The 19,027-nt window shown below is 72.1% G+C and carries 21 protein-coding genes; 14 read left to right on the plus strand and 7 right to left on the minus strand.

Features of this window, described 5'->3' with window-relative positions; translation table 11 throughout:
* Positions 1 to 158 precede the first annotated feature (158 nt).
* The 5 genes from G5C51_RS18205 to G5C51_RS18225 form a co-directional block, all read right to left on the minus strand.
* Positions 159 to 1,466 carry a hemolysin family protein gene (locus G5C51_RS18205; RefSeq protein ID WP_165238624.1) on the minus strand — a complete coding sequence of 436 codons (1,308 nt, stop codon included), beginning with the start codon at positions 1,464 to 1,466 and terminating at the stop codon, positions 159 to 161.
* Positions 1,463 to 1,960, minus strand: a complete 498-nt coding sequence (gene ybeY / locus G5C51_RS18210) for an rRNA maturation RNase YbeY (protein ID WP_165238626.1) — start codon at positions 1,958 to 1,960, stop codon at positions 1,463 to 1,465. The genes G5C51_RS18205 and ybeY overlap by 4 nt, the downstream gene beginning before the upstream one ends.
* 5 nt (positions 1,961 to 1,965) lie before the next feature.
* Positions 1,966 to 2,961, minus strand: coding sequence for a PhoH family protein (locus tag G5C51_RS18215; RefSeq protein WP_165238628.1), 996 nt, complete (start codon positions 2,959 to 2,961; stop codon positions 1,966 to 1,968).
* A gap of 102 nt (positions 2,962 to 3,063) precedes the next feature.
* Positions 3,064 to 4,161 (minus strand): carbohydrate kinase family protein, encoded by a 1,098-nt coding sequence (locus tag G5C51_RS18220; protein ID WP_165238629.1) that lies wholly within the window; start codon positions 4,159 to 4,161, stop codon positions 3,064 to 3,066.
* Positions 4,162 to 4,272: 111 nt separating this feature from the next.
* Positions 4,273 to 5,700 carry an MFS transporter gene (locus G5C51_RS18225; RefSeq protein WP_165238631.1) on the minus strand — a complete coding sequence of 476 codons (1,428 nt, stop codon included), beginning with the start codon at positions 5,698 to 5,700 and terminating at the stop codon, positions 4,273 to 4,275.
* Between the two features lie 91 nt (positions 5,701 to 5,791).
* Here G5C51_RS18225 and G5C51_RS18230 point away from each other — a divergent pair, with 91 nt between their 5' ends.
* The 10 genes from G5C51_RS18230 to lepB all read left to right on the plus strand — a co-directional run bounded on the left by G5C51_RS18230 (position 5,792) and on the right by lepB (position 13,255).
* Complete coding sequence (locus G5C51_RS18230; protein ID WP_165238633.1) at positions 5,792 to 6,691, plus strand: helix-turn-helix transcriptional regulator; 900 nt, start codon at positions 5,792 to 5,794, stop codon at positions 6,689 to 6,691.
* 141 nt (positions 6,692 to 6,832) lie between these two features.
* A complete protein-coding gene (locus tag G5C51_RS18235; RefSeq protein ID WP_165238635.1) occupies positions 6,833 to 7,603 on the plus strand; it encodes a hypothetical protein in 771 nt (256 codons plus the stop codon).
* Between the two features lie 234 nt (positions 7,604 to 7,837).
* A complete protein-coding gene (locus tag G5C51_RS18240) occupies positions 7,838 to 8,188 on the plus strand; it encodes a cytidine deaminase (RefSeq protein ID WP_165238637.1) in 351 nt (116 codons plus the stop codon).
* 17 nt (positions 8,189 to 8,205) lie between these two features.
* Entirely contained in the window at positions 8,206 to 9,168 is a 963-nt protein-coding gene (gene era, locus G5C51_RS18245; protein WP_165238639.1) for a GTPase Era, read from the plus strand.
* 74 nt (positions 9,169 to 9,242) lie between these two features.
* Positions 9,243 to 9,620, plus strand: a complete 378-nt coding sequence (locus tag G5C51_RS18250; RefSeq protein WP_165238641.1) for a YciI family protein — start codon at positions 9,243 to 9,245, stop codon at positions 9,618 to 9,620.
* Positions 9,621 to 9,709: 89 nt separating this feature from the next.
* Positions 9,710 to 10,303 (plus strand): TetR/AcrR family transcriptional regulator, encoded by a 594-nt coding sequence (locus G5C51_RS42540; RefSeq protein WP_206314010.1) that lies wholly within the window; start codon positions 9,710 to 9,712, stop codon positions 10,301 to 10,303.
* Positions 10,300 to 10,926 carry a class I SAM-dependent methyltransferase gene (locus tag G5C51_RS18260; protein ID WP_165238643.1) on the plus strand — a complete coding sequence of 209 codons (627 nt, stop codon included), beginning with the start codon at positions 10,300 to 10,302 and terminating at the stop codon, positions 10,924 to 10,926. The genes G5C51_RS42540 and G5C51_RS18260 overlap by 4 nt, the downstream gene beginning before the upstream one ends.
* A complete protein-coding gene (locus G5C51_RS18265; protein ID WP_165238645.1) occupies positions 10,923 to 11,273 on the plus strand; it encodes a DoxX family protein in 351 nt (116 codons plus the stop codon). Before G5C51_RS18260 ends, G5C51_RS18265 begins: the two co-directional genes overlap by 4 nt.
* Before the next feature lie 43 nt (positions 11,274 to 11,316).
* Entirely contained in the window at positions 11,317 to 12,528 is a 1,212-nt protein-coding gene (gene hemW, locus G5C51_RS18270; RefSeq protein WP_165238647.1) for a radical SAM family heme chaperone HemW, read from the plus strand.
* Positions 12,529 to 12,604: 76 nt separating this feature from the next.
* A complete protein-coding gene (lepB, locus tag G5C51_RS18275) occupies positions 12,605 to 13,255 on the plus strand; it encodes a signal peptidase I (RefSeq protein ID WP_165238649.1) in 651 nt (216 codons plus the stop codon).
* Here lepB and G5C51_RS18280 read toward each other — a convergent pair.
* Both G5C51_RS18280 and G5C51_RS18285 read right to left on the minus strand, forming a co-directional pair.
* On the minus strand, positions 13,252 to 14,076 hold the full coding sequence (locus G5C51_RS18280) for a DUF3097 domain-containing protein (protein WP_165238651.1): 825 nt from the start codon (positions 14,074 to 14,076) through the stop codon (positions 13,252 to 13,254). The genes lepB and G5C51_RS18280 overlap by 4 nt on opposite strands.
* Positions 14,077 to 14,085: 9 nt before the next feature.
* On the minus strand, positions 14,086 to 14,808 hold the full coding sequence (locus G5C51_RS18285; RefSeq protein ID WP_165238653.1) for an MBL fold metallo-hydrolase: 723 nt from the start codon (positions 14,806 to 14,808) through the stop codon (positions 14,086 to 14,088).
* A gap of 166 nt (positions 14,809 to 14,974) precedes the next feature.
* Between G5C51_RS18285 and hrcA the strand changes: the two genes are divergently transcribed.
* The 4 genes from hrcA (at position 14,975) to G5C51_RS18305 (ending at position 19,014) form a co-directional block, all read left to right on the plus strand.
* The gene (gene hrcA, locus G5C51_RS18290; protein WP_165238655.1) at positions 14,975 to 16,000 is read left to right on the plus strand and encodes a heat-inducible transcriptional repressor HrcA; all 1,026 of its coding nucleotides are present in this window, start codon (positions 14,975 to 14,977) and stop codon (positions 15,998 to 16,000) included.
* A gap of 2 nt (positions 16,001 to 16,002) precedes the next feature.
* Positions 16,003 to 17,136 carry a molecular chaperone DnaJ gene (gene dnaJ / locus G5C51_RS18295; protein WP_165238657.1) on the plus strand — a complete coding sequence of 378 codons (1,134 nt, stop codon included), beginning with the start codon at positions 16,003 to 16,005 and terminating at the stop codon, positions 17,134 to 17,136.
* A gap of 76 nt (positions 17,137 to 17,212) precedes the next feature.
* Entirely contained in the window at positions 17,213 to 18,277 is a 1,065-nt protein-coding gene (locus G5C51_RS43065; protein ID WP_165238659.1) for a nitronate monooxygenase, read from the plus strand.
* Complete coding sequence (locus G5C51_RS18305; protein ID WP_165238661.1) at positions 18,274 to 19,014, plus strand: 16S rRNA (uracil(1498)-N(3))-methyltransferase; 741 nt, start codon at positions 18,274 to 18,276, stop codon at positions 19,012 to 19,014. The genes G5C51_RS43065 and G5C51_RS18305 overlap by 4 nt, the downstream gene beginning before the upstream one ends.
* Positions 19,015 to 19,027: the final 13 nt, after the last annotated feature.

Genomic DNA, 19,027 nt, shown 5'->3' on the forward strand with positions numbered 1-19,027 from the left:
CCGTACCGCCGCCCGGCAGCCCAGACCAGCCCGCCTCCCCACTCCTCCCGTAGCCAGCCAACCCAACCGGCACCGGGACGGGCGGAAGACGGCGACGCGGCCGTCACCATCCGATGCCAAGCCATCCGATGCCAACCCATCCGCAAGTCCGGCCGCTCTTACTCGTCCTCCGCCACCGCCACCCGCACCGGCTCCACCAACACCGTCACGATCTTGTTCCGACGCCCCGCAGGCGACTCCGCCGTCAGGCGCAGCGCTCTCAGCTCCGGGTCCGCCCCGTCATGGCTGACGTCCACCTCGCCCGTAGCCCCCGCGATCGGGACCCGCCCAAGGGACTTGGCGAGCAGGCCGCCCACCGTTTCCACGTCCTCGTCGTCCAGCTCCAGGCCGTACAGGTCGCCCAGATCGCCGATGTCCAGGCGCGCCGTCACGCGATAGCGGTCGTCGCCCAGCCGCTCCACCGGCGGCAGCTCGCGGTCGTACTCATCCGTGATCTCGCCGACGATCTCCTCGAGGATGTCCTCGATCGTGACGATCCCCGCCGTGCCGCCGTACTCGTCGATGACGACCGCCACGTGATTGCGCTGCTGCTGCATCTCGCGCAGCATGTCGCCCGCGTTCTTCGTGTCCGGTACGAATGACGCAGGCCGCATCGCCGTCGACACCGGCTCCGTCTCCGAGTCGCGGTTGATGTGCGTCTTGCGGGCGAGGTCCTTGAGGTAGACCATGCCGACCACGTCGTCCTCGTTCTCCCCCGTCACCGGGATCCGGGAGAAGCCCGATCGCAGCGCCAGCGTCAGCGCCTGCCGGATGGTCTTATAGCGCTCGATCGTGACGACATCCGTCCGCGGGACCATGACCTCCCGTACGAGGGTGTCGCCCAGCTCGAAGACCGAGTGCACCATGCGGCGCTCCTCGTCCTCGATCAGCGACTCCTTCTGCGCGAGGTCGACCATCGCCCGCAGCTCCTGCTCGGAGGCGAACGGGCCGTAGCGGAAGCCCCGGCCGGGGGTGAGCGCGTTGCCCAGGAGGATCAGCAGCCGCGGGATCGGGCCCATCACCCGCGCCAGCGGCAGCAGCACGTAGGCCGCCGCCGTCGCCGTGCCCTCCGGGTGCTGGCGGCCGATGGTGCGCGGCGAGACGCCGACGGCCACGTACGACACGAGCACCATCACACCGATCGCGACCGTCAGCGCCTCCCAGGTGGCGGAGAAGCGCTCCAGGCAGACATACGTGACGACGACGCCCGCCGCCATCTCGCAGGCGACGCGCACCAGCAACGCGACATTCAGATAGCGCACCGGGTCGGAGGCGACCGCGAGCAGCTTCGCGCTGCCGCGGCGGCCCGCCCGTACCGCCTCTTCGGCGGTGATCCGGGTCGTACGGGCCAGGCCGGCCTCCGCGCAGGCGGCCAGCCAGGCGACCACGACCAGCAGGATCGCGATCGTGACGAGCTGCGCGGTCATCGCGTGGTGGGCGCCGGGGACTCGCCCTCAATGCCTCGCTCGGCCCGCCAGCCGTCGACGATGGCCTTCTGCAGGCCGAACATCTCGGCCTTCTCGGACGGGTCCTCGTGGTCGTAGCCGAGGAGGTGCAGCACCCCGTGGACGGTGAGGAGCTGCAGCTCCTCGTCCATGGAGTGCTGCGTCGGGGCCTCGGCGCCCTGCTTCTCCGCGACCTCCGGGCACAGGACGATGTCGCCGAGCAGGCCCTGCGCGGGGTCGTCGTCGTCCTTGGCGGGCGGGCGCAGCTCGTCCATGGGGAAGGACATGACGTCCGTCGGGCCCGGCTCGTCCATCCACTGGATGTGCAGCTGCTCCATCGCCGCGGCGTCCACGACGATCACGCTGAGCTCGGACAGCGGGTGGATGCGCATGCGCGCGAGGGCATAGCGGGCGATGTCGAGGACCGCCTGCTCGTCGATGTCCGTGCCGGACTCGTTGTTGACGTCGATGGACATGTGCGTCAGCCGCGGCCGTTCTGGTTGTCGTAGGTTTCGTAGGCGTCGACGATCCGGCTCACCAGCTTGTGCCGGACCACGTCCTTGCTGGTCAGCAGGGAGAAGTGGACGTCGTCAACGCCGTCGAGGATGTCCCGGACCTGGCGCAGGCCGCTCTTCGTGCCGCCGGGGAGGTCGATCTGCGTGACATCTCCGGTGACCACGATCTTGGAGTTGAACCCGAGCCGGGTCAGGAACATCTTCATCTGCTCGGGGTTCGTGTTCTGCGCCTCGTCGAGAATGATGAACGCGTCATTCAGCGTGCGGCCGCGCATGTACGCCAGCGGGGCGACCTCGATCGTCCCGGCCGCCATCAGCCGCGGGATCGAGTCCGGGTCGAGCATGTCGTGCAGGGCGTCGTAGAGCGGGCGCAGATACGGGTCGATCTTCTCGTAGAGGGTGCCCGGCAGGAAGCCGAGGCGCTCCCCCGCCTCCACCGCGGGGCGGGTCAGGATGATCCGGTTGACCGCCTTGGACTGCAGGGCCTGGACCGCCTTGGCCATGGCCAGGTAGGTCTTGCCGGTGCCGGCCGGGCCGATGCCGAAGACGATCGTGTGCTTGTCGATGGCGTCGACGTAGCTCTTCTGGTTCAGCGTCTTCGGGCGGATGGTCTTGCCGCGGTTGGAGAGGATGTTCTGGGTGAGCACCTCGGAGGGGGCGGCGTGGCCGCCGGCGGCGCCCTCCTCGGACTTGCGCAGCATCGCGATGGTCCTCTCCATGGCGTCTTCGGTCATCGGCTGGCCGGTGCGCAGCACCAGCAGGATCTCGTCGAAGAGGCGCTGGATCAGGGCGACCTCGGCCTCGGCACCGGTGGCCGTGACCTCATTGCCGCGGACGTGGATATCGGCGTCCGGGAAGGCCTTCTCGATGACGCGCAACAGAGAGTCCCCGGACCCCAGGACGGTGACCATGGGGTGCTTCGCCGGGATACGGATCTTCGCTACTGAGGGTGTCTGTGTCATGGGCCGGCGCTGTGGCCTGTTTTCCCACTTCTGCTTCGACGACAGGGTCAGTGGCCATGGTAGTCGGGTGGCCGGGGGCTACGGCGACTCCTTTTGCGCCGCTCAGGCGCCCCGTACCCCGCCCGCCCGGAATCCGATCGTCGGCACGGCCCGGCGCAGCGGCCACGGCCGCGCCGTGCACGGCACCAGCGCGTCCAGGAACGCATACCGGCGCAGAGCGACCGGGTCCTGGTCGGGCACCTTGCGGACCCGGTCCCACCAGGAGCCGATCTCGGCCCAGCTGGGGGCGGACTGGGAACCGCCGAACTCCTGCACCGACAGGGCCGCCGTCAGTCCTGCCAGGGCGAGGCGGTCGGCGAGCGGCCAGCCGGCGAGGGTGCCGGTGACGAAGCCGGCCACGAAGACATCGCCGGCGCCGGTCGGGTCCAGCGCCTCGACGCTGATCGCGGGCACCTCCGCGGTGACCCCGGCGGCGCTGTCCACGGCGTACGCGCCGTCCGCGCCCATCGTGACGACGACCAGCGGGACCCGTTCGGCGAGCCGGTGGGCGGCGGCCCGCGGGGAGTCGGTGCGGGTGTAGGCCATCGCCTCGGCCGCGTTCGGCAGGAAGGCCTCGCAGTGGGCCAGGTCGGGGAGGTCGTCGAGGTCCCAGCGCCCTGTCTCGTCCCAGCCGACGTCGCCGAAGATCCGGCTGCCGTGCCTGGCGGCCTGCGCCACCCAGGTCTGCGGGCGGCCGGGGGCGAGCGAGGCGATGGCGGCGCGGGAGCGGGGCGGGCAGGCCGGGTCGGGCTCCTCGGGGGCGGGCGCCTCATGGCCGTGGGTGACCATGGTGCGCTCCCCCTCGTACGCCATCGAGACCGTGACCGGCGAGTGCCAGCCGGGGACCGTACGGGACTGGGCGAGGTCGATGCCCTCGCCGAGCTCGAGGGCCTCCCGGCTGTAGTCCCCGTACATGTCGTCGCCGAAGGCGGCGGACAGGGAGGTGCGCAGGCCGAGGCGGGCGAGGGCGGTGGCCATGTTGGCGACGCCGCCGGGGCTCATGCCCATGCCGCGGGCCCAGGACTCCGTGCCACGGACGGGGGCGCTGTCCAGGCCGGTGAAGATGATGTCCAGGAAGACCTGGCCGGTGAGATAGACATCGACGGCCGGGTCGTCGGGCCCGCGGGCACCGGCAAGCGGGTCAAGTCCTGCTTTGCTCATGCCTGGCACCTCCCTGGGGCTGTGCAATGAAGTCTGCCTGAGGCCACTGACAAAGCCGCCCGGCGACGCGGGCGGCCCTGTCAGTGGTGGGTGAGCTCTCTCAGCCGTGCGTCAGCGCCGTACCCGCGGCAGCGCCACCGCGACCAGCACCGCCGTCGCCGCGAGGACGAGCGCGTCGGCGCCGAGGCCCAGGCGCAGGCCGCTCAGCAGCTCCGTGTTGCTCGCGGCCAGGGCGGAGAGCAGCGGGATGCCGACGGTCAGGCCGATCTGCTGGGCGCTGGTGACGATGCCGGTGGCCAGCCCCTGCTGCTCGTTCGGCACCCCGGTGGTGACGGTGATCTGGTACGCGACGATCGCGAACAGGTGGAAGAAGCACGCCACCGAGCCGGGGACGAGGATCAGCCACACGCCGAGCGCCGAGTCGCCGATGGCGATCAGCGTCGCGGTGAAGACCGCCTGGCCGATGAGCCCGGCGACCAGCGTGGACTTCGCGCCGAGCCGGGCGAGCACCTTGGGCGCCACCGCGCCGCCCGCGGCCGCCGCGAGCCCCAGCACGCCGAAGATCAGCCCGGAGGTCATCGGCGACATGCCGCGGATCTCCTGCAGGTACAGCGTGGTGAGGAAGATGACCGAGCTCATCATCGAGAACGTGATCAGGCCGCCGGCCGCGCCGAAGGCGACGTTGCGCCGTCGCAGCAGCCGCATCGAGACCAGGGGTTCGGCCGTACGCGACTCGATGGCGACGAAAGCGGGCAGCAGCACCGCGGCCGCGATCAGGCCGCCGATGACGTCGCCGCGTCCGAAGCCGTGCTCGGCGGCGGTGGACAGGGCGTAGATCAGGGCGAGCAGGCCGCCGGTGACGGTGACCGCGCCGGGGATGTCGAGCCGCGGCCGGTCGGGGCGGCGGCTCTCGGTGAGCAGGCCGGGGGCGGCGAACAGCACGGCCAGGGCGGCGCCGCCGAGCAGCCACATCGTCGAGCGCCAGCCGAAGGCCTGCGCCAGTACGCCGCCGAGCACCATGCCCGCGGTGAAGCCGAGGGCCATGATCGAGCCCATCACGCTCATCGCCTTCGCCCGCTGCGGGCCCTCGGCGAAGCTCGTGGTCAGCAGGGCCATGCCGGCCGGGACGATGACCGCGGCGGCGATGCCCTGCAGCACCCGGCCGGCGAGGAAGGCCGCCGGGCCCCAGGCGAGCGCGGCCAGCGCGGAGGCGGCGGCGAAGAGGACGAGGCCGGCCAGGAAGAGCCGGCGCCTGCCGTAGAGGTCCGAGATACGCCCGGCCAGGAGCAGCAGGCCGCCGGACGGCAGCGCGAAGGCGGTGACGGCCCACTGCAGGTTCGCGGTGGAGAAGCCGAGGTCGGCGCCGAGTTCGGGCAGCGCGACATTGAGGATGGAGAAGTCGAGCCCGACCATGAACTGGGCCGCGCACAGGACCATGAGGACCAGCCGGGCGCGGCCGGCCAGGGCCGAGGAGGCCGCCGGGGAGGCGGCCGTCGTGGTCCCTTCCGGCGTCGTGGTTGTTGCGGAGTCTGTTGCCATGCGGAACAGACTCCGGCCGTCCGCGGTTGGCTGGGGAGCGGGCACTTATCCTGGTGGCCGCACCACCAGCCAGGGGAAGCAGGGGGAGTAGATGCCGAGTCCGGCCTCGAGCAGCAGCGCCAAGTCGTATCGCCGCCAGGAGCTGCGCGACTTCCTGATGACCCGCCGCGCCCGCGTCAGCCCCACCGAGGCCGGCCTGCCCGACGGCGGCGCCCGCCGCCGCACGCCCGGGCTGCGCCGCGAGGAGGTCGCGGTGCTCGCGGGGGTCGGGGCGAGCTGGTACCAGTGGCTGGAGCAGGGCCGCGACATCACCGTCTCGCCGCAGGTGCTGGACGCGGTCGGCCGGGTGCTGAAGCTGAGCGGCGACGAGCGCCGGCATCTGTACGTACTGGCGGGGCTCAATCCGCCGGCGGCCGAGTCGGCGTACGACCCGGACTATCTGTGCGACGGCCTGAAGCGGCTGATCGACGCGTGGATGCCGCTGCCGGCGCACATCATGGATCAGTACTGGAACTGCATCACGTACAACGAGGCGTCCACCCTGGTGCAGGGCTTCCGGCCGGAGAACGACGACAACTGCCTGGTCAACTTCTTCACCGACCCGGTCTACCGGGTCCGCGCCAAGCGCTGGGCCGAGGCGGCCCCGGAGATCGTGGCGCAGTACCGGGCGGCGATGTCGGAGCGGCTCGACGACGAGGGCTTCCACGCGGTGGTGGACAAACTCTCCGGGCTCAGCGAGGAGTTCCGCGAGCTGTGGGAGCGCGGCGACGTCGCCGCGGGCGGCCAGATGATCAAGGAGATGGAGCACCCGCAGGTCGGCACGCTCTACCTCGAGGTCACCCAGCTGAAGGTGCCGGCCCGCCCGGACCTGACGATCGCGGTCCACAACGCGGTGCCGGAGACGGACACGATGGCCAAGCTCCTCCGCCTCACCTCGCCGGAGGGCCGGCGGGAGGCGATGCACGCGGTGGCGGCGCAGGCGGCCTCGTGACGGGCGCAGTCGGCCTCGTGACAGGCGCAGGCCGCCTCGTGACCAAGGTCCGTACGACCAGGGACTTCCGGCGGGTCCCGGGCTGACCTGAGCCACATAGCGTGCAGGGCAGATTTCCCCCACACGCTCAAGGAAGAGCCCATGCGCACCGCCCTCCGCCGTACCGCCCCCGCCGTCCTCGCGATCGGCGCCCTCGCTCTGACCGCCGCCTGCGGCGGCTCCGCCGACGCGGACGACAAGGACGGCGCCAAGGCGACGCCGTCGACCGCCCCGGCGGCCAAGCCGCTGACCCAGGCCCAGGTCGAGAAGGCCCTGCTGGCCACACAGGACATGCCCGCCGGCTGGAGCTTCGACGAGGAGACGTCCTCGGACAACGCCGGCACCGGCGAGTTCCAGGCCGCCGTCGCCGACAAGAAGCAGTGCCAGCCGCTGCTGGACGGCATCGTCGGCTCCGACGAGACGCCCAAGCCCGCCGAGTCCGACGTGGCCGTCTTCGTCAAGGGCGGCGCCGACACCGCGCCGGCCATCGTGCACGGCGTCACCGCCTTCACCGAGAAGCAGGCCGCGGACCTGATGAAGACCGACATCAGCGAAGTCCCGGCCGGCTGCCACACGTTCAACGCCAGCGACGAGTCGCTCGGCGACGTGAAGGTCACCGTCTCCGAGCTCGCGGTGCCCGAGCTGGCCGACGGCTCCATGGGCGTACGCGTCCTCCTCGACCCGGCCGAGGCGGACGTGTACTCGGTGCAGTACGACATGGCCGTGGCCCGCGTCGGCGGCGCGATCGTCAACGTCGCCGAGATCAGCTACACGAAGGACGACCAGGCCGCCTTCGAGCAGGCCATCAAGACGGCCGTCGCAAAGGCCGAGAAGGTCACCAAGGCCGCCGCGAAGGCCGGCTCCGCGGCGTGACCCTCCGCACGCCCGCCGGGCAGGGCCGAACGGCCCTGCCCGTGGCTGATGCACGCCGGCTGCGGCTCGAGCTCGACGTCGCGGACGAGGAGTACGTCACCATGCAGTACGACAACGCCACGGTGCGCGCCGGCGGCACCATCGTCACGGTGTCGATGCTGAGCGCGTATCAGTCCGATCGCGTCGCCGGGCCGCCCGCGCCACCACCCCGCCGCGCTCTCTATGCTCACAGCCATGACCGACACCACCCTCGACCCCGAGGACCGCAAGATCATCACGCTGGCCCGCAGCACCCGCGCCCGTAACGGCGTGGCCGAGGGCGCGGCCGTGCGCGACGAGACCGGCCGGACCTACGTCGCCGGCACCGTCGCCCTCCCCTCCCTCCAGCTCTCCGCGCTGCAGACCGCCGTCGCCATGGCGGTGGCCTCCGGCGCCAAGTCCCTGGAGGCGGCCGCGGTCGTCACCGAGGCGGAGACCGCCGCCGAAGGCGACCTCGCGGCGGTACGGGACCTGGGCGGGGCCGGCACGCCGGTGCTGCTCGCGGGCCCGGACGGCACGCTGCGTACGACAGTGGACGCGGGCTGACCCCGCCGTCGGCGAGAATGGCACGCATGACCGCACCTTCCACCGGCCAGGAACACGGCGCACAGCAGCCGCACCGCGCCGGCTTCGCCTGCTTCGTCGGCCGCCCGAACGCCGGCAAGTCCACCCTCACCAACGCCCTGGTGGGCACGAAGGTGGCGATCACCTCCAACCGCCCGCAGACCACCCGGCACAGCGTCCGCGGCATCGTGCACCGGCCCGAGGCCCAGCTCGTCCTGGTGGACACCCCGGGCTATCACCGCCCCCGCACCCTGCTCGGCGAGCGCCTCAACGACGAGGTGCGCGCCACCTGGGCCGAGGTCGACGTGATCGGCTTCTGCATCCCGGCGAACGAGAAGATCGGTCCCGGCGACCGCTACATCGGCAACGAACTCGCCTCCCTCAAGCGCACCCCCAAGGTCGCGGTCGTCACCAAGACCGACCTGGTCGACCGCGAGGCGCTGACCGGCCAGCTGATCGCGGTGGACCAGCTCGGCAAGGAGCTCGGCATCGAGTGGGCCGAGATCGTCCCCGTATCGGCGCAGAAAGGCGAGCAGGTCGAGCTGCTCGCCGACCTCCTCATCCCGATGCTCCCGGAGGGCCCCGAGCTCTACCCGGGCGGCGAGCTGACGGACGAGCCGGAGCAGGTGATGATCGCCGAGCTGATCCGCGAGGCGGCGCTCGAGGGCGTACGGGACGAACTGCCGCACTCCATCGCGGTGGTCGTCGAGGAGATGGAGGCGCGGGAGGACCGGCCGGCGGACAAGCCGCTGACCGACATCCGGGCCAACCTCTTCATCGAGCGGTCGAGCCAGAAGGGCATCATCATCGGCCCGAAGGGCGCGCGGCTGAAGGAGATCGGGATGAAGTCGCGCAAGCACATCGAGGCGCTGCTGGGGACGCCGGTGTACCTGGACATCCACGTCAAGGTCGCCAAGGACTGGCAGCGCGACCCGAAGCAGCTGCGGCGCCTCGGTTTCTGACCCGGCGCGGCTCTTGCCCCATCTTGTTTACGTGACCTAAATTCAGTTCACGCAAACAGAAGGGAAGCAGCACTGTGACGCAGTACTTCCTGACCATCCCGCACGACACGGCCGACGAGCCGACGATGGAGTCCATGCAGGCGATGGACCCGGCCGAGCTCGAAGCGATGATGGCCGCCGTCGAGCGCTTCAACACCGCGCTCAACGAGGCCGGCGCCTTCGTCACCGCCGGCGGACTGCACCCGCCGTCGACCGCCGTGACCGTCGACGCGACCGGCGAGAAGCCGAAGCGCACCCCGGGGCCGTTCGTGGACGCGCCCGAGTACGTCGGCGGCTTCTGGATCATCGAGGCCGGTGACGAGGAGGCCGCACTCACCTGGGCCGAGCAGTGCTCCGCGGCGCTGGGGTCCCGGATCGAGGTCCGCGCCCTGCAGGAGAACCCGGAGGAGTAGTCCTACGACCAGGGGGGAAAGGGTTCCGGCGGCATGCCGGAGCCCTTTTTCACGCCCGGGATTTTGCTCACCCATGCTATTCTTTGTTCATGCGAACAAGACAGTCGTTCACCGCTCAGGCCCGACGCACGCAGATCGTCGGCGCGGCGGTACGGGTGATCGCACGTGAAGGACTCTCGAAGGCATCCTTCGGGCGCATCGCCGCCGAGGCGGGACTGTCGAGCCCCGGCATGATCAGCTACCACTTCGCCGACAAGGACGAGCTGCTGACGGTGCTCAGCGACACGCTCCTCGACGACCTGGTGGCCGCGATCGAGGAGGCCGTCGACGCGGCCGAGGGCCCCGCGGAAGGACTCGCGGCCTACCTCAAGGCCTTCATCCGCTGGCAGGACACCCACCGCGACGAAGTGGGCGCGCTGTGGCGGCTCTCGGCCGGCTGGAAGCGCCCCGGCGAGCCGGCCGCCTTCGACGAGGCCCCGCTGCGCAAGCCCCTGCTGCGGGTGCTGCGCGCGGGCCGGACGACGGGCGTACTGCGCCCGGTGCAGGAGGAATGGGTGGCCCGGACGATCCTCTGCGCGGTCGAGGGCTACCAGCAGGCGCTGACCGACGATCCGGCGCTCGACGCCGACGCATTCGCCGAGACGCTGACCGACCTCTTCGAGCGAGGGCTGGTGACGCCATGAGCACCCTCTCGGACATACCCGCGGCGACGGGTTGGGCGGCCTTCACCGCCGCGCGCACCCGCGCGATCCGCGGTCTGCGCGGCCGGGTCCTGGAGATCGGCGCGGGCCGGGGAGCGAACTTCGCCGCCCTGGACCGCGACGTCGAGTGGCTCGGCCTCGAGCCCTCGCCCCGCCGCTGCCGCTTCCTGGCCGAGAACGCCCGCCGCCACGGCCACCGCGCGCCGCCCGTCCAGGCCACCGCCGAGTCCATCCCGCTGCCCGCCGCCGCCGTGGACGCGGTCCTGGCCACCACCGTCCTGTGCAGCGTCCGCGACCAGGCGCAGGTGCTCGCCGAGATCGCCCGGGTCCTCAGACCCGGTGGCCGCCTCGTACTCGCCGAGCACGTCGCCGCCCCGCCGGGAAGCGTCGCCAGGGCGGCGCAGCGCGTGGCGCGCCCCTGGACGCGGCTCTTCGACCACGGCTGCGACCCGGTGCGCGACACCGCGGCCGCCGTACGAAACAGCCCGCTCCGCTTCGACGCCGGCACCGGGTTCGCCGTGCCGGTCCTGGGGAGTCTGACCGTTCCGTTCCTGGTCATCGAGGCCACGAACCCGCAACACCACACCACCGGGAGGACACCATGACGATCGGCACGATCATGGAGTTGACCCTGGCGGCGGCCTTCACGGCGATCGGCGCCGCGAAGATCGTCGCCTTCCCCGCCGTCCGCCGCGAGGCGCAGCACCTGGGCTTCACCGCCGGCAGATACCGGCTCATCGGGGTCGCCGAACTCCTCGCCGCCGCCGGACTGCTGACCGGCCTGTTCTGGACTCCCGCCGCCATCGCCGCGAGCGTCGGCCTGGTCGTCCTCCTGATCGGCGCCGTCCTGGTCCTGCGCCGGGCCGGCGACCCTCCGGCCCGCGCCCTGCCCGCCGTGGCCTTCGGCCTCGCGGCCGCGGCCACCGCGACGCTCCTCCTCACCGGCATCTGAACCGGTTACGGGCTCCACCGCCCGATGCCGGACAATGGAGCCCATGCCCTCCGCACTCCCCGACGGCGAGCCCATGCCCGCCGACGGCGCCCTCCCGCCCACCGCCCTGGCCGGCGACCGCCCGCTCGGCTTCTACGTGCACGTCCCGTACTGCGCCACCCGCTGCGGCTACTGCGACTTCAACACGTACACGGCGAGCGAGGTCCGCGGGGCCTCCCGGGATACGTACGCGGACACCCTGATCGAAGAGGTCCGGCTGGCCCGCAAGGTCCTCGGCGACGACCCACGCCCGGTCGAGACGGTCTTCGTCGGCGGCGGGACCCCCACCCTCCTCCCGGCAGCCGACCTGGGCCGGATGCTGGCGGCGATCCGCTCCGAGTTCGGCCTCGCCCCGGACGCCGAGGTGACCACGGAGGCAAACCCGGAGTCGGTCGACCCGGCCTACCTGACCGAGCTCCGCGCGGCGGGCTTCAACCGCATCTCCTTCGGCATGCAGAGCGCCCGTCAGCACGTCCTGAAGATCCTCGACCGCACCCACACGCCTGGCCGTCCCGAGGCCTGCGTCGCGGAGGCGCACGCGGCCGGCTTCGACCATGTGAACCTCGACCTGATCTACGGAACCCCCGGCGAAACCGACGACGACTGGCGCGCCTCCCTGGACGCGGCCCTCTCCGCCGCCCCCGACCACGTCTCGGCGTACGCGCTGATCGTCGAGGAGGGCACCCAGCTGGCCCGCCGCATCCGCCGCGGCGAGGTCCCGATGACGGACGACGACGTCCACGCGGACCGCTACCTGATCGCGGAGGAGGCGCTCTCCGCAGCGGGCTTCTCCTGGTACGAGGTATCCAACTGGGCCACGACGGAGGCCGCCCGCTGCCGCCACAACGAGCTCTACTGGACCGGCGCCGACTGGTGGGGCGCGGGCCCCGGCGCCCACAGCCACGTGGGCGGCGTGCGCTGGTGGAACGTCAAGCACCCGGCGGCGTACGGCGAAGCCCTGGCGGGCGGCCGGTCCCCGGGCGCGGGCCGCGAGCTCCTGACGGACGAGGACCGCCGCGTGGAGCGGATCCTGCTGGAGCTGCGCCTCTCCGACGGCTGCCCGCTGACCCTCCTGCACCCGGCAGGCAAGGCAGCCGCCGACCGCGCGGTAAGGGACGGCCTCCTGGACCCCGCCCCTTACGAGGCCGGCCGCGCCGTCCTCACCCTCCGCGGCCGGCTCCTGGCCGACGCCGTGGTCAGGGACCTCGTCGATTAGGCGATGCGCTCCCGCCTCAAGACCCCTAATCTCCCCTGAATCGCCCGACGCCGGGCGATTCAGGGGAGGGGTGTTCATGCGGCAGCGGGAAGCGGGCGCCAGGCTGAGCGTCGCGGCCTGGTTATTGGCGCCATTCGGGCTGGTCATGGTGCTGGGGACCATCGGGTACTTCTTCACGAACTACCGCGGGGTCACGGTCATGAGCGAGGCGATGGAGCCCACCTACCGGCAGGGCGAGCGGCTGGTCATCGAGCACATCGGGGCGGGCGGGATACGCAGGGGGGATGTCGTGCTCATCCATGTGCCCGGTCGCTACGGGGGCAGGCCGGCCCTGCAGCGGGTCATCGGGGCGGGCGGCGATCACGTGGTGTCAGACGGAGAGCGGATCACGGTGAACGGGAAGCCGGTCGCCGAACCGTACGTCATGCGCGGCGGCGGCAGAGCGACCCCGCCGGCCGGTCCGTACGACGTGCGGGTGCCCGACGGGCGGTTGTTCCTGCTGGGCGATCACCGGGAGAACTCGAACGACTCGCGGTTCTTCCTCGACGAGCAGTCGGGCAGCGTCGCGGCCTCCGGGGTGCTCGGCCGCGTGCAGGAGGGCTCCGATGTCCGCGTACTGGTGGCTCTCGGGGTCCTCGGGAGCGCACTGACCCTGGCCGGGGGCGGCGCCTACGCGGCGGGGCGGCGCAGCGGACTCCGGCCCGCGCCGCCCTGGCCCGCGGCCTAGGAGCCGGGCTGCGTCACGAAGTCGATCAGTTCCTCAACTCGCCCCAGCAGCGCCGGATCCAGGTCCCGGTAGCTGCTCACCGAGCCCAGAATCCGCTGCCACGCGGCGCCGGTGTTCTCCGGCCAGCCCAGTGCCCGGCACACCCCTGTCTTCCAGTCCTGCCCCCGCGGCACCCGCGGCCACGCGGCGATCCCCACCGACGACGGCTTCACGGCCTCCCACACGTCGATGTACGGATGCCCCACCACCAGCGCGTGCTCGCTGGTGACCTCGGCGGCGATACGGGACTCCTTGGAACCCGGCACCAGGTGGTCGACCAGCACGCCCAGCCGCGCGTCGGGCCCCGGCCCGAAGTCGGCCACGATCCCCGGCAGATCATCGATGCCTTCCAGATACTCGACGACCACACCCTCGATCCGCAGGTCGTCCCCCCACACCCGCTCGACCAACTCGGCGTCGTGCCGCCCCTCGACGTAAATCCGCCCGGCCCGGGCGATCCGGGCCCGCGCCCCGGGCACGGCCACCGAGCCGGATGCGGTACGGGAGGGGCGCGCGGGCGCGGCCGGGGCGGCGGGGCGTACCAGCGTCACGGTCTTCCCGTCGATCATGAAGCCACGCGGCGCCATGGGGAACACACGATGCTTCCCGAAGCGGTCCTCCAGCGTGACGGTGAGCCCCTCGGCGGTCTTCTCGGTGCGCACGACGGCCCCGCAGAAACCGGTGGTCACCTCCTCCACCACCAGGTCCGCCTCGGCCGGCACCTCCGGCACGGCCTTGGGCTTCTTCCACGGAGGGGTGAGATCGACATCGCCGTATCGCATGCGGCGAGATTATCCGAACCCGGCGGCCAGCTCGTCCCGTTGACGCCGTACGAACGCCGCGTCGACCACGGCGCCGTGTCCCGGTACGTACACCGCGTCGTCTCCCGCCAGCTCCAGCAGCTGGTCGAGCACCTCCGGCCAGCGCGCCGGATGGGCGTCCGCGCCCGCCTGCGGCACGCCGGACTCCTCGACGAGGTCGCCGCAGAACACCACCGCCGGGACGGCGCTGCGCACCACGACCACCATGTCGTGCGACGAGTGCGCGGGGCCCACGTTCGCCATCAGCACCTCGACGCCGCCGCCCAGATCCAGCGTCCACTCCCCCGCCACCGGATGCTGCGGGGCCACCACCACATCCGCCGCCTCGGCGGCCTCCCGGTGGGCGAGCCCATGGCGCACCGCGTCCGCCCGCAGCTCGTCCTTTCCCTCCCGCAGCACCTCGTCGATGCCGTGCGGCCCGTACACCTCGACGCCGGCGAAAGCCGCCGTCCCCAGGACATGGTCGAAATGCGGATGAGTGAGCGCCACATGCGACACGGGCCGCCCGAAGAGCTCCCGGAGCTGCCCCCGCAGCAGGGCCCCCTCGCGCAGCGACGCACCGGAGTCGACGAGCAGCAGCCCCTCGGAACCACACACGGCCCCAGCCGTCGCATCCCAGTGCGGAAGCCTCCGGCGCACGACACCCGGCGCAAGCTCTTCCCAGCGCCCGCACTCTTCCCTCTCCGCGTCCATAGCGCGACGCTATGCGATGTCACCTCACCCCGCGCCCGGACGACCTCCGGACCGCCTTGCCCGGGTGACACCGGACGGCCGTACACTGGCCGGGGAAAAGCTGGCACTCCGCCCCGCAGAGTGCCAAGGGGACGACCGACGCGACCAGCGGCTGGAGGTGAGCGGCATGCTCAGCGAACGCAGACTCGAGGTGCTGCGCGCCATCGTCCAGGACTATGTCGGCACCGAGGAGCCCGTAGGCTCCAAGGCCCTCACCGAGCGGCACCGCCTGGGCGTGAGCCCGGCCACGGTCCGTAATGACATGGCCGTCCTCGAGGACGAGGGCTATATCGCCCAGCCCCACACCTCCGCGGGCCGCATCCCCACGGACAAGGGCTACCGCCTCTTCGTGGACAAGCTCGCCGGCGTCAAGCCGCTCTCGGTCCCCGAGCGCCGCGCGATCCAGAACTTCCTCGACGGCGCCGTCGACCTGGACGATGTCGTGGGCCGTACGGTCCGGCTGCTCGCGCAGCTGACCCGGCAGGTCGCGGTCGTGCAGTACCCCTCGCTGACCCGCTCCACGGTCAGGCATGTGGAGCTGCTCCCGCTGGCCCCCGCCCGCATCATGCTCGTGCTGATCACGGACACCGGCCGGGTCGAGCAGCGCCTGGTCGACTGCCCGGCCCCGTTCGGCGAGGCCAGCGTCGCCGACCTCCGCGCGCGGCTCAACAGCCGCGTCGTCGGCCGTCGCTTCGCGGACGTCCCGAAGCTGGTGCAGGACCTTCCCGACGCCTTCGAGACGGACGACCGGCCCACGGTGCAGACCGTCCTGTCCGTCCTCCTCGAGGCGCTCGTCGAGGAGAGCGAAGAGCGCCTGATGATCGGCGGCACCTCCAACCTGACCCGCTTCGACCACGACTTCCCGCTCACCATCCGCCCCGTCCTGGAGGCGCTCGAGGAGCACGTGGTGCTGCTCAAGCTGCTCGGCGAGGCGAAGGACCCGGGCGTCACGGTCCGTATCGGGCATGAGAACCCTCACGAGGGACTCACCTCCGCGTCCGTGGTCTCGGTCGGCTACGGTGCGGGAGGCCCTCAGAACGAGGCCCTTGCCAAGCTCGGCGTGGTCGGCCCGACCCGCATGGATTACCCCGGAACGATGGGAGCGGTACGCGCAGTGGCACGTTACGTCGGACAGATCCTGGCGGAGTCATAACAGTGGCGACGGACTACTACGCGATCCTCGGCGTCCAGCGCGACGCGTCCCAGGATGAGATCAAGAAGGCGTTCCGGCGGCTCGCCCGCGAGCTGCACCCGGACGTGAACCCGGATCCGAAGACCCAGGAGCGGTTCAAGGAGATCAACGCCGCCTACGAGGTCCTCTCCGACCCGGAGAAGAAGCAGATCTACGACCTCGGCGGCGACCCGCTGTCGCAGAACGGCGCCGGGGCCGGCGGCTTCGGCCAGGGCGGCTTCGGCAATTTCAGCGACATCATGGACGCCTTCTTCGGTACGGCGTCCCAGCGCGGCCCGCGCTCGCGCACCCGCCGCGGCCAGGACGCGATGATCCGCCTGGACGTGGAGCTCGACGAGTCCGCCTTCGGCACCACGAAGGAGATCACGGTCGACACGGCCGTGGTCTGCAATACGTGCAACGGCGAGGGCGCCGCCCCCGGCACCTCCCCGCAGACCTGTGACATGTGCCGCGGCCGCGGCGAGGTCTCGCAGGTCACCCGGTCCTTCCTGGGCCAGGTCATGACGTCCCGCCCGTGCCCGCAGTGCCAGGGCTTCGGCACCATCGTGCCGAGCCCGTGCCCGGAGTGCGCGGGCGACGGCCGGATCCGCTCGCGTCGTACGCTCACGGTCAAGATCCCGGCGGGCGTCGACAACGGCACCCGGATCCAGCTCGCGGGCGAGGGCGAGGTCGGCCCCGGCGGCGGCCCGGCCGGCGACCTGTACGTGGAGATCCACGAGCTGCCGCACCCCACCTTCCAGCGGCGCGGCGACGACCTGCACTGCACGGTGACGATCCCGATGACGGCGGCCGCGCTGGGCACGAAGGTGAACCTGGAGACGCTGGACGGCCTCGAGGAGATCGACATCCGCCCCGGCACCCAGTCAGGACAGTCGGTCCCGCTGCACCAGCGCGGCGTCACGCACCTGCGCGGCGGCGGCCGCGGCGACCTGATCGTGCACGTCGAGGTGATCACGCCGACGAAGCTGGACCAGGAGCAGGAGAAGCTGCTCCGCCAGCTCGCCAAGCTGCGCGACGAGGAGCGCCCGACCGGCCAGTTCCAGCCAGGCCAGCAGGGGCTGTTCTCGCGGCTGAAGGACGCGTTCAACGGAAGGTGACGTGCGGCGGAGCCCGGAGTGATCAGAGCCGGGGGCCCGGAGCGCAGGCGCCGTAATGGCGTGACAACATGTGCCCATGCCCAGCGCGCTGAGTGATCTCTCACCGCACCCGATCGTGCAAGCCCCCATGGCCGGCGGTGCCAGCTGCCCCGCGCTGGCGGCAGCTGTGTGCTCCGCCGGTGCGCTCGGGTTCCTCGCCGCCGGATACAAGACGCCGGAGGCGATGTACGAGGAGATCCGCCAGCTCCGCGCGCTGACCGACCGCCCTTTCGGCGTGAACGTCTTCATGCCGCACCGGGGCACTCCCGAGGACGGCGCCCTGCTGTCGTACGCCGAGCAGCTCGCCGGCGAGGCGACCTGGCTGGAAGCCCCGCTGGGCGACCCGCACACCGGCGGCGAGGACGCGTACGACGGCAAGATCGCCGTGCTGCTCGACGATCCGGTGCCGCTGGTCTCGTTCACCTTCGGCTGCCCCGACCGCGCCGTCCTCGAGGCCTTCGCGCACGCGGGCACCCTCACCGCCGTCACCGTGACCAGCGCCTCCGAGGCGCAGGCCGCGCAGTCGGCGGGCGCCGACGCCGTCGTGGTGCAGGGCCTGGAGGCCGGCGGCCACCAGGCGGCCTTCCGCAACGATCCGCGCCAGGACTCCGCGGGCCGCGGCCTGCTCACGCTGCTGACCGAGGTCCGCGAGGCGGTCCCCGAGCTGCCGATGATCGCCGCCGGCGGCCTGATGCGCGGCGCGCAGATCGCCGCCGTCCTCGCTGCGGGCGCGCAGGCGGCCGCGCTGGGCACGGCGTTCCTGGTCTGCCCGGAGTCCGGGGCGCACGCGCTCCACAAGCAGGCCATCACCGGCAGCCTCTACACCCGCACCGAGCTCACCCGCGCCTTCTCGGGCCGCCCGGCCCGCGGCCTGGTCAACCGCTTCCTGCGCGAGCACGGCCCGTACGCCCCGGCCGCCTACCCGCAGATTCACCACATGACCGCCCCGCTCCGCGCCGCCGCCGCGCAGACCGGCGACCCGCAGGGCATGGCGTTGTGGGCGGGCCAGGGCTTCGGTCTTGCCCGGGAGCTGCCGGCCGCGGAGCTGGTGGAGCTGCTCGGCGAGGAGCTGACGGCGGCGCTGTCGGGGAGCAAGCTGTGACGGCGCCGGTGTTCGTGGTCGAGTCGCTCGCGACGGCGCAGGCCGGTGCGCAGGTCCGCCTCGACGGGCCCGAGGGCCGGCACGCCGTCTCCGTCCGCCGGCTCCGCGTCGGCGAAGAGATCATTCTCACGGACGGGGCGGGGACCGGCGTATACGGCGAGGTGGCCGCCGTCGACGGCAAGGACGCGCTGACCGTGGCGGTCGCCGAGGTCCGTGACGAACCCGAGCCACAGCCCCGTATCACCGTCGTGCAGGCGCTCCCGAAGGGCGACCGCGGCGAGGTCGCCGTCGAGACCATGACCGAGACCGGCGTCGACGTGATCGTGCCCTGGTCCGCCGCCCGCTGCGTGACGCAGTGGCGCGGCGAGCGGGGCGCCAAGTCGCTGCGCAAGTGGCGGGCGACGGCCCGCGAGGCCGGGAAGCAGGCCCGTCGGCTGCGCTTCCCCGAGGTGACGGAGCCGCACTCCAGCAAGCAGCTCGCCGAGCTGCTGCAGGGCGCCGCCTTCGCCGCCGTGCTGCACGAGGAGGGCAGTGAGCCGCTCGCCCGTGCGGAGTTGCCCGCGGAGGGCGACATCGTGCTGGTCGTCGGCCCCGAGGGCGGTGTCTCTCCGGAGGAGCTTGCCATCTTCGCCGCGGCCGGCGCAAAGCCGTGCCTGCTCGGCCCCACCGTGCTGCGTACGTCCACGGCGGGCACGGCCGCGGCCGCGGTGCTGCTGGCCAGGACCGGGCGCTGGTAACCGCAATCTGACG

Source organism: Streptomyces coryli (genome assembly GCF_011044975.1).
GTDB lineage: Bacteria > Actinomycetota > Actinomycetes > Streptomycetales > Streptomycetaceae > Streptomyces > Streptomyces coryli.